Annotated in this window: 4 protein-coding genes and 1 tRNA gene; 3 read left to right on the top strand and 2 right to left on the bottom strand. The window is 58.3% G+C overall.

Translation table 11 applies throughout. From position 1 onward, the window contains the following. Window positions 1-335: 335 nt before the first annotated feature. Together ABX749_RS08175 and ABX749_RS08180 are read left to right on the top strand one after the other, a co-directional pair. Entirely contained in the window at window positions 336-1253 is a 918-nt protein-coding gene (locus ABX749_RS08175) for a hypothetical protein (protein ID WP_372895546.1), read from the top strand. Window positions 1254-1373: 120 nt separating this feature from the next. Beyond that, window positions 1374-1458 (top strand) — tRNA-Leu (locus ABX749_RS08180). A gap of 410 nt (window positions 1459-1868) precedes the next feature. Here the strand turns inward: ABX749_RS08180 and ABX749_RS08185 are convergent. Further along, the gene (locus ABX749_RS08185; protein ID WP_372895547.1) at window positions 1869-2255 is read right to left on the bottom strand and encodes a hypothetical protein; all 387 of its coding nucleotides are present in this window, start codon (window positions 2253-2255) and stop codon (window positions 1869-1871) included. Window positions 2256-2269: 14 nt separating this feature from the next. On the opposite strand from ABX749_RS08185, the gene tnpB reads away from it, so the two are divergent. Then, the gene (tnpB, locus tag ABX749_RS08190; RefSeq protein WP_372895548.1) at window positions 2270-2632 is read left to right on the top strand and encodes an IS66 family insertion sequence element accessory protein TnpB; all 363 of its coding nucleotides are present in this window, start codon (window positions 2270-2272) and stop codon (window positions 2630-2632) included. A 91-nt stretch (window positions 2633-2723) separates the two neighbouring features. Here the strand turns inward: tnpB and ABX749_RS08195 are convergent. Beyond that, the coding region (locus tag ABX749_RS08195; protein ID WP_372895549.1) for a right-handed parallel beta-helix repeat-containing protein at window positions 2724-11348 on the bottom strand (8625 nt) is incomplete at its 5' end.

The following is an 11348-nucleotide window of genomic DNA, read 5'->3' on the forward strand; positions in this document are numbered from 1 at the left end:
GGCAGGGAGGGTCGAGCGAAGCGAGGGAAGGGTCGGTCGGGTTTAACAGAGCGATCGTCGGTGTCTGCGCGACGCGTTTTTACAATCGCTTGTAAAATCTTCAACACTCGATCATCGGGCATCGCGAGTTTCACGGCGAGTCTTCGGCTCTGGAACACGCGCCATGTTCACGCTTAACCAGGCCCATCGGCAATCGCGCGAGCCGTTCCGTGGCGATGTTTCACGAGACGTCCCCAGCGACACCGCTTCGGCACCGATCTTGCATTGCCTGCCCCATAGCAACTACCAACAGTTCAGTTTTCGGGTTTTGAACACCCCTTCTCATCGATGGTCCCATGTCGCGCCCCCTCATCAAAATCGTTTTCGCAGCCACTTGCTTCGCTTTCCTCGATCACGGGGTCAGCCAAGCCCAATCCGGCTCGGCCATGACTCGCTTGCGGCCGATCGGATCGGCGAGCGCCGTGGACCGATTCCAGAATCAACAATCAGCCTCGGCCGCGACCAACGTTGCAATGCGAGCCACCGAGCCTCGGCCCACGACGGTTCGCAATGAGACCGCTTATTGGCAGCAGAATCAGGCCGTCCCAGCCGCCCCGGCGTCGGTTCGGCAGGTGTCCGCCAGCCAGGCACCCGTGCGACAAACGGTCTGGATGCAATCCGGTTTCGATGCGCCGCCGCTAGCGGACTCGGGGATGTCACTTCCCGGCGAGGCGCCCAACGCGGGATTGCCCCAGCCGGGCGCGAGCACCGCGATTCCGAACTCGACTCCGTTTCCCGAAGCCGCCGCTCCGCCGCGTGCCTTGCCGTCGCCGAACAACTCCTACGCTCCATCGCCGTCAGACCTGGATCAAATTCCGCAGCCGTCCTTGGAAACCAATGCGTTTGCCCGGGCGGACAACTGCCGCCTGATCACGCCCCCGAGCACTTACATGGCGGCCAGCGCCTTTGCCGGTGGTTGCGGTCAGGTCATCCCGACGTCGTACTCGTCGTCGGCCTGCGGCCCGATCACCCAAGCCCCCGGCATGCTACCGGCGGAGATCCCTTCGGCGGCGACGGTTCCGCCCACGACGGTTTATCCGCCCACCACCACCCAGCCGCTGGCGGTGCCCACATCGGCCGCTCCGGCGCGTTCGCTGATCACGTTAGGGCAACAAAACTACATGGTTCAAGTCGGCCAAGGGCTCTGGGGCCAGCCGGTCGCGTACGTCCCCGGCCAGGGTCTGCGCAACTGGATCCGCTACATTTTCCCCTGATCGGAAAACAGTCGCGGAGAGCCCCACACACGGCTTGCACACTCCGGCGTCACTCGATAATCTACCGGCCCTGGAAAAGTGAACCTCGGCCGACCGAGACCACTCTTCACAGTCAACCAAGCGGATGTGGCGGAACTGGCAGACGCGCTAGATTCAGGTTCTAGTCCTCGATAAGGGGGTGGAGGTTCAAATCCTCTCATCCGCACTGGATTTTAAAGGGTTTCAGCGAATTATACGCTGAAGCCCTTTTTTTTGGCTTCCCAAAACGCGCCCAGTGGCACGAAAGGGGCCACCCACATTCCTAAGTGGCGAAGAGTGACAGGCAGGTCGCTCTCCTTCAAGTCTGCCCGTCTATCGCACGGTTGCCAAAATGCAAGCGATTGCCGATCGTCAACGCAGCAACCAGCACCGGCAACTTTACCTATCGACCCTAGAGATGCGACGGCTTGGATCAGCCTGCCGGTTGCAGCGGGTTCCCCGGTGCACAGCGCCAACTCTAACCGCAACTCGAGGCTTCTGCCGCTAGATTGTCTGCCGTCCGCGCGGCACGTTTGAAGATCTTGCCGAACTTCGTCACAACCGTAAGCGTTCTAGCTGCCCATGTTGACCGTCTAGTTAGCGTGACGGGTTTCTTTCCGCTTTCAGGAGAAACTCATGCCGCAGTTTCCCAACCCGCAGCTCGCACAGCAGTGGCGTGACCACATTGAGCGGTTCGCCCAATCCGGTCTGACCGTCGCAGATTTCTGTGATCGCTAAGGCTATTCGGTCGCCTCCTTCTATCAGTGGCGACGTAAGCTGCGATCTTCCGTTCCCGATCGTCCAACAGGCCCCCGCGATCGAGCGGCCTCGTTCGTCGCGGTTGAGCTTCAGTCCAACGCGATGGAAGCGTCGCACCTGAACGGCCTGAAGATTGATTTGCCTGGCGGGGCTGTTGCTTGCCTCGACGGGAACGCTACCGACGAGCAGCAACGCAGGCTGATCAAGAATATCGTCGAAGTGCACAGCGAGGTGGCATCGTGATCGCACTTGCACCGACCACGCGGATCTTTGTCTACACCGAGGCGACCGATATGAGGAAAAGTTTCAATGGCTTGTCCGGGCTCGTCAACGAGCATTTCCAGGTCGACTTGTTCTCCGGTCATCTGTTCGTCTTTTTCAACCGTCGGCGCGACTATGCCAAGATTCTGATGTGGGACTGCGACGGCTTGGCTCTCTGGTCCAAGCGACTCCAAAGCGGAAGCTTCGAAAAGATTGTCTCCGAAGAGCATGGCAGCTTCGAGGTCGACTCTGCCGGCCTGGTTATGATGCTCCGCGGTGTGCAGATCGAAGGTTCGCAACGACGCAAACGCTACTCGATCGACCTTCCTGAAGCGGCGTGAGTTAGTCGAGCAAGTCTTTTTGAAAAGCATCAACGCAAGGCCCAACGGAGCCTTGCGTTTCTTGTTTGGATAGCGAAACGTTGACGGAGCACTAGTGTGGGAGCACTTTCAGGAAACGCAGACCAAAGCGACCGTAGTCTTGGCCGTCAACGTCGCCATCGCCATCGCTATCGAAAATGGGGTTGAATCCATCGTCACCGACAGACTTCAGAAAGGTCAGACCGAACCTTCCGTAGTCCTGACCGTCGACATCCCGATCGCCATCACTATCGCCGAACAGGCTAAAAAAACTGTCTGCCGCATCGGCTCCGATAATAAAGTCATGGGTCATCGCGATGGATGCGTTCTCGGATACTATTAGGTCCGCGTTGACGGCAAGGCGATAGTTACCGTCGGCCAAGGCGTAAAAACCGTTGCCGCGGAGGACGACCGACGTACCTTCAGAAAACGTGATCAGGCTCACCGTCTTGCCATCGACTGCCGATGTCAACACGTTTAATCCCGAGACGACCTCACCATTGTCGTGATTGGTGACGACGAAGGCTTCTGGCGGGGCAGACACGATACGATCAAATGTGATTTCGATCTGAGAAACACTGGAGCGTTGCAAGCTGCCCCCGTTGATCAACACCGATTCAATGCTGGGTGGAGCCAGGATCTCCACCTGAACGTCTTCAACTTCGCCATCGTTCGCGAGTCCGGTCGGAGCCAATCCACTGTCACTGCTCACCCGTAGCCGCGCGATAGTCATCCCCTCCCGAGCTGACGGTGGCACGTTGAACGTCAGTGATTGCGAACCTCGCACGACCGCCATGTCTCCGAATACGCGTTCCCACGCGTCCCAGGAGCCGTTTTGGTTAAAGTCGATCCAGGCATCCAGCTTGGCAGTATCGGCGTTGTACAGATCGACCGTCACCTCCGCCGTCCCGCGGTCCGTCCGAATCGTGCCAAACACGATGCCAATGTCTTCCCCGGGATTGTCGTCGCCATCGGCGGCCGGCGAAACGATCGCATCGGTTTCCCGGTCCCGTGTCGGTCCGAATCGGGGACCCACCGAAACGTGCCGGGCTCCGTCTTCCGCCAAGGTACTCGGATAAGCGACCGGTGCATCACCATAATCGAGTCCGATCACCTGCGTCAGCGACAGGCCGTGCGTTACGGAGTGATCGGGTGTGCCCGAGACCGACGGGTCTTCGACCTCGACGATCACTTCAAGCGCGGGGTCCACTTCGAAGTCCAGTAACGCATTTTGCCGGAGATACAAAACCGACGCATCGATCTCGAACAGACTCGCATGGGATCCGGAGAGTGACAGTTGATTCGTCCCCACTCCGTCATCGGTGATCACGACGTCAGCGACCTTCACCCGTGACGAGACGTCGGCGTCTTCGGGCAGGGTAGAAACAACGTTGGTCAAGCTGACGGTGGCGGGATGGTTGACGCGGTGGACAAACTCGCGGACATAGTTCCCGCCTGCCGTTCCGTTGCCATCGCCGTCCAGGCGAACCCCCGAGAGGTCGTGAAGCGTGACATCACCGTAGGCGGTCAAACGATAACTGCCCGTCTGCAGAGGATCGTTCGGAATGAGTGTGATGTCCGTGCTGCCGGTTGCATAATCGATCTCAAAATCGATCAGTTGGTCATCGGTGTTGCCGAACACGCCGTCCGTCCCGGAGAACAGGATCTGGTATGCGGCGGTCGAGCGGGCGTCGATCGGACTGATCGGTTCACTCAGCTGCAGTGTGATCGGATCGTTGGGGCCCGTGTACTGTCCGGCCTGATGAATGGCCGCGGGTACCGTATCGATGATCGCCGGCGGCTGGTTGTCATTGCTGTCGCCCAAAAACTCATACGCCCCGATATCAACGATCCCCGGTTGGAGCTGGATTCGGATTGGTGCCGCATTGGATAGATTCGCCATCGAATCGTATGAAGCCAGGAAGTAGGTTGTTCCGTTCCCGGCGGATAGACCGACCGTCGGCGTCAAATTTTGATTCCCCGCCCCGTAGTGGAAATCGATTCGACCATCGGAGTGCAGCGTGACCGCTGTGGCGACATCGCTTCCGTCTGACTGTAAACTCGCCTCCCAGCGGTACGTCACCTGATCAGCGACCGAACTGTCGACGAAGACGTCCTTGCCGGTCGGGGACAGATTCAGATCGTCCCACAGCGGAGCAATCCGCGCGTTCGAAACAAACGCGGCAAAGTCGTTGTCACCATAGGGTGGGGCCGTCCAGCCGCCGAATTGCAAAAAACCGTCGGCTGAAACAAAAGCACTCGTGTAAGCGTTTCCGAAGTACGGGAACGAGAACGGCAAAGAGGCGTTCCCCCACGTGCTGATGCCGAGCGAGGTTCCGCCGGTCGGAAATGTCGATCCGGCGAGCGCGATTTCGAAGTAGCCCGGCGCGCCGAGATTGGGCGTTCCAAGATCATCGGTATGCGGCGCACCGGTGATGTCCACGTTCGATGCGTTCCACGAATCACCGCGGTCGATTGCAATGGAGTGTCCGACGCGATAAAAGTTGTCATCGGGTCCGCCGTCGTAGCCACCGTCGGCACCGGTGTACCCAAGCACATTGTCGGCGCCGTCGATATCCAGAAATAACGGATCCCCGGCGACGCTGTTCGCGTCAAGCGATGTCGTCGTCTGCCACTCGGCCAGGGAATCCAGCACGGTCGCTCCCCACAGCCCCAAGTGGGCATTCGGGTCGCTGCTTTGGTGGAACAGGTTGCGGTCCATCGAGTGCCCGGACTGAGAATTCGCATCCACCGAAATCGAGTGTCCCGAGTCGACCATCAAGATGTTGTTGTAAACCAGCAGATCTCGCGAGCTGTTTTCGATCCGCAGCGCATCGCCCACACGCTGGTAAATCGTGTTGTTCAGAATTGCTCCATCGTCATAGCCTTTCTCGACCAATACCGCACCGTTGGTATTGCCGTAGACCAGATTCGAGACGATGTTCCCAAAGAATCCCCAAGATTGATGAGAGGCATGAATGCCTAGCGAATTGGAATAGACGACGTTACGTGCAGCGGTTCCGCGATACAGCTTGATGCCGGTCCCGGAGTTGGCATAGACATGGTTTTCAATAATCTCCGCCCCCATCTGACTGTCGTACGGGGTACCGCCGACAAGTCCATCAACGTTTCCGTGCACTTCGTTTCCGATCGCTTTGCCACTAACGGAAACGTCGATTCCGATTTGATTGTTGAACACTTGGTTGGAATCGGCCGTTGCATAAGAATGAACTCGGATCCCCTTACTATTTCCGTGCACGGTATTGCCGACGGAGATGCTCGCTCCATCCATCAGGATTCCGGTGTCATTTCCGTACAGTGTGTTCTCTCGGACGGTCGTTCCGGCCTGATAAACGCCGATCCCGACGCCAAACGCATTTTGAGCCACATGCCCAAACACTTCATTGCCGATGACCTGTAGATCGTCGATGGAAGTTCCCAAGTAGCCGCCGATTGAAATGCCCCGCAACGCGTTGTCGTAGATACGATTGTCGCGAATGGTCACGCGATCGCTATCGGAATCTCTGTCGACGTGGATCCCGAAGTTGGCACCGGTGATCGATAGATTGGCCACCGTCACATCGTCCGCGCCATTGAAATCCAGAACGTACGCGCCATCGGATGTGTTCATGCGATCCAGGACCGCGTGCACGCCGACCACATCCGGTCCTTGAATGCGAACGCCACTGTGTGATGCATCCAGAACGATGTTGGAGTGCAATCCATAGGTCCCGGTGTCGACGTAAATCACGTCGCCTGCGCCTAACGCATACGTATTCAATACGGCGGCAAGACTTGCCATCGGTTGGCTGGGGAGTTTGCCAGAGTTGGCATTGTCACCGATAGCGCTGGTGTATTGGTCTCCAGCCAGCGATGCATCATTAACATAGAACGCATTGCCCGCGGATCCGATCATGAAGGGACCGCTCGCATATCCAAACGGCATGGTGCCACCACCGGCGAAGATACCGAGTTGATACGATTGCTCGGTCGCGATCGAACCGTCATCCGGAATCGTCCAGTCGTAAGTGCCCAGCGCCGCGTCGATTCCTGTTGCGATCGTCGTCAGCGGAGTCGACACGCCGGGGACAAAACCGTTTGCATCGTACAATACGATGTCCACCGTGCCCGCTGCCGGTGTCCTCCAGTCGATCGACAGCACGCGTCCTGCGCTATAATTGTCCAATACGGTCGGCGAAAGCACCTGCAAGATCTCCGCACCCGCGCTGGCCGTCGCTTCGGATGTGCCGCCGTAGGCCCCCAAATTCAACCGCCCGCCGTTGGGTTGCGGTTCGTCGCCGACCGGATCGCTCGGATCGCCGGCGTCGACACCCGGAGCGCCAAGTTGTAGATGGAAATCATCGTCCCCGGCCCCAAAACCCTGGACTGGACGAACGAGCAACCCATCGGCAGCGACGAAACTGATTGACCGGTTGTTTTTTAAGCGCACGTTCAGCATCCCATCACCGCCGGCGACAACCGCTCCCAACCGCTTCCAGCCGACGCCGTCCCCGTCCACGTAGTCGGTGAGTTGTTGGTTGTACTGGCTGATGTTCTGGAAGCCGGCATCCTGGCCCGCCGTGGTGAAGGAATAGCGAACATCTGAACTGTAAGAAGTGGACGCACTGGGAAACGTCGCGAGCAGTTCATAGGTTTGTCCGGCGGTCAGACCCGTGAAACTCCACGTCGCGTCGCCCTCAGTGCCGTAGAGATACCGCAGGTCGCCCAGGTATCCGCTCGTGGCGTCAATTGTCCACGAGCCGGTCGTCGCAAAGCCTGCATCGCCATCGTCAATCATCGTCGGCGTTCCTACGGTTATGGAGGAATCGCCCAGGATGTCGTCGGCCCCGTCGGGGTCGACCAAACCCAGCGGCGCCGACAGCCCGCCGGTGTCCAGACCCAGTTCGAATCGCCAATCGGCAAACGAAACCAGTTCGCTGCTTCCCCGGTCCGCCATCTTGCCACCGGGACCGAGCTCGTACTGGTTGTAATTTGCTGTGTGTCCGGACTGGCTGTCGGCACCAAACACATACGCGAATCCGTCTCCGACGTAGAATAGGTTGTTTCGGAAATCGATCCCTTGCGATTGGTCGGTCACATGAATCACGCTGCCGGTCGGCTCAAAGAAGGTGTTCCCTTCGACCGACACGTTACTCCCGGCGCGGCCGATTTGCATAGAAAGGGTGTGATTGTCGTAGATGACATTGCCCGAAATCTTGCCATTGTACGGGCCGTTGTACTGACCAATCCGCGTCGCAATCCCCGTCGTGTTTCCAAAGACCCGGTTGCCCGTAGCGTTGGCCAGACTGTCTAAACCGGAAAGTAGCTCGATCCCAAGCTGATTGCGGTACACGATGTTGTCGACAATGTCGGTGACTTTTGCCGGGCCTGAACTGTTTTGCCCATGAATGCCGACGCGGTTGTCGTAGACCGTGTTCCCGATAACCCGTGTCCCGCCGTCTGTAGCACTAATGCCCTGGTCGTTGTCATAGACATGGTTGTTCTCAGCCCTCGTGGTAAAGTTATCGAATGCGTGGGCTGCCAAATAGATGCCATAGGCGTTCCCATAGACATCATTGTCTCGAACCTGCGCGTCAACCCGATATGTGAAAATGCCCTGTCCACTTGTTGGACTCATTCGATGTCCGAACACTTCGTTGGAGACAATCTGCCAGCCCTCATTCGTCGTTCCGCTGTACCCACCAACCGACACGCCGGAGTTCGCATTGCCGTAGATCCGGTTTTCCAGGATCTGGACTTGATCGCTGTCCGCGTCGTAATCGGCAAAGACACCGTCGTACGCGCCGGTAATCGCCAGATTCGCGATCGTCACGTCGTCGGCACCAATGAACTCGAACACATAGCTTCCGTTTGCGGTGTTTCCGCGATCGAGTACCGCTTCAGCACCAGCAACCCCCGGACCTTCGATGCGGATTCCGCTGAGTGCGTCGCCAAGGATGAGGTTTCCGCGAAGGGTGTATTCCCCGGTATCGACGTGAATCACGTCGCCGGCACCCAACTGATAGGCATTCAGCACCGCCGCAAGACTTGCCAACGGTTGGTCGGCGCGTTTGCCGGAGTTCAAATTGTCGCCGACCGCGGTCGTGAAGACGTCTCCCTCCAGCGATGCGTCGTTGACGTAATAGTCGTTGCCCGAGTTCGCGATCAAGAAAACACCCGAGACGTCACCCGGCATCGAACCACCGTTTGCAGCCACTGCGATCAAGTACGCCTGGTCAACAGCGATCGATCCGTCGGTTGGGATGCTCCAGTCAAATGCACCGAGTGTTCCGTCAATTCCCGACGCAACGATCGCCACCGGAGTCGACACGCCGGGGACAAAACCGGCGGCGGCGTACAACAGGATGTCGACCGTTCCGGCTGCCTGGGACCGCCAGCGAATCGGCAGCACCCGTCCGGCGCTGTACTTGTCCAGCCCCGACGGCGAAAGCACTTGCAGGATTTCCGCGCCAGCGCTGGCAGTCGCTTCGGACGTTCCGCCGTAGGCACCCAGGTTCAACCGTCCGCCGTTGGGAGACGGTTCGTCGCCGACCGGATCGCTCGGATCGCCGGCGTCGACCCCCGGAGCGCCGAACTGTAAGTGGAAATCATCGTCGGTGCCGCCAAAGCCCTGAATCGGACGCACGATCACGCCATCAGCCGCGACGGAGTAACCCGGATGGTTGTTGTGTGAGCGCACGTCGAGCAATCCATCGGAGCCGACAATCACCGTGCCCAGACGTTTCCAACCGAGTCCGTCTCCGTCGACGTAATCGCTAAGTTCCTGGTAGTACTGGCTGACGTTATGCGATACGGCAGCTTGCCCTTCCGTCGTCAACGTATACACCACGTCAGGGCTGTATCCCACATTCCTCCACGTCGCGAAGACCTCGTAAGTCTGCCCTGACGTCAAGCCTGCGAAGCTCCACGTCGCGTCGCCCGAGGTGCCAAAGAGAGTCTGATAGTCATCCAGATACCCGCCCGTGGCGTAACTTGTCCAAGTACCCGTCGTTGCAAACCCCGCATCTCCGTCGTCAACGATCGTAGGAACCCCCGCTGGGGCAAAGGAATCGCCCAGGATGTTGTCGGCTCCGTCGGGATCGACCAGATCCAGCGGCCCCGCCAGTCCGTTGGCGTCCCGCCCCAGTTCGAAGCGCCAATCGGCAAAGGAGTTCACCGTCGTGCTGCCGCGATCGGCCATCTTGCCGCCGGGGCCAAGGTCGTACTGGTTGTAGTCGAACGTGTGATTCGACTGACTGTCCGCGTCGAACACATACGCGAACCCGTCGCCGACATAGAACAGGTTGTTGCGGAAGTCGATCAATTCCGATTGGCTGGTCAGATGAATCGCGTTTCCGGCAGGTTCATAGAAGGTGTTGCCACCCACCGACATTCCACTCGACGCCTTGACCACTTCAACCGATACGCCGGAATTGTCATAGAACACATTTCCCGCGATCTTCCCACTGGACCGCTCATAGGAAGACGGAATCGATGTTCGCGCTTTTAGCCCTTGAGTGTTGCCGAAGACTCGGTTAACTGTCGCGTTGACGGCATCATCGGTGCCAGACACAAGTTCGAGACCTAGATCGTTGCGGTACACGATGTTGTGGTCAATGTCCGCGGGCTTTGCTGGGCCTCCACTATTGGTCCCCGTGATCCCTTTGATGTTGTCGTACACCGTGTTGCCATACGCTCGCGTCCCGCCGCCGTAAATCTCGATGCCAATCTCATTGCCATGAACCCGGTTACCTTCCGCTTCCATGATGAATGAGATGTTATAGCGCGACCACAATTTGATTCCGGTGTAGTTTCCATATACAAGGTTGTCCCGTACCGCTGCATCGACGCGATACGTAAAGACACCGATTCCGCTTTGCGGATTCTGCGTCGGTCGGTGACCAAAGATTTCGTTGCCGACGATTTGCCAGCCGTCGTTGGTACTGCTGATGTGCGTTCCGACCGAAACGCCCACGCGATCATTGTCGTAGATCCGATTGTTCACGATTGAAATTTGGTCGCTGTCCGCATCGTGATCGGCGAAGATTCCGGTGTGGGCGCCGGTGATGGACAGGTTCGTAATCGTCACATCGTCGGCACCATCGAATTCAAACACATAGTTGCCGGCCGCGAGGTTTCCGCGATCCAGAATCGCTTCTGCACCCGCAACATCCGGCCCCTGAATGCGGATTCCGCTGAGTGCCGCGTCCAACACCAGATTGGTTCCCAGCGTGTACGCCCCGTTGTCGACCAAAATGGTGTCTCCCGGTCCCAACGAATAGCTTTCGATCACTGAACGAATCGAGGCTTTGGGGCGATCCGGCGCCAAACCATCATTGGCATCATTGCCGACGGCGGTCGTGTAGACGTCACCCGATACGTCCGCATCGTTGACGTAATAGAAACTGATCGGTTCGGTGATGGAGAAAGACGCGTCACTGGCGTCCGACAGCGCCGGCCCACCGACACTGCGATCGATCTGAATCCGATAGTCATCGGCGGCAGGGACAGTATCCGGAACGGTCCACTGGTAGATCCCCGTGTTGGATCCCGACGTGACCAGCGGCAAGCTGTAGAGCGGATCCGAATCTCGAACGAGTGCAATGTCCACCATCGTTCCACCACCCAGCAAGGCCGTCCTCCAGGTGATATCGACATCCTTCGTCGCCGGGAACACTTCCCCGCCGTTGGGTGTGAA

Source organism: Stieleria sp., from assembly GCF_041595215.1.
GTDB classification, from domain to species: Bacteria; Planctomycetota; Planctomycetia; order Pirellulales; family Pirellulaceae; genus Stieleria; species Stieleria magnilauensis.

Coding starts and splice junctions, on each gene's coding strand:
- ABX749_RS08175 (WP_372895546.1), top strand. CDS start 336: ATGTCGCGCCCCCTCATCAAAATCGTTTTCGCAGCCACTTGCTTCGCT.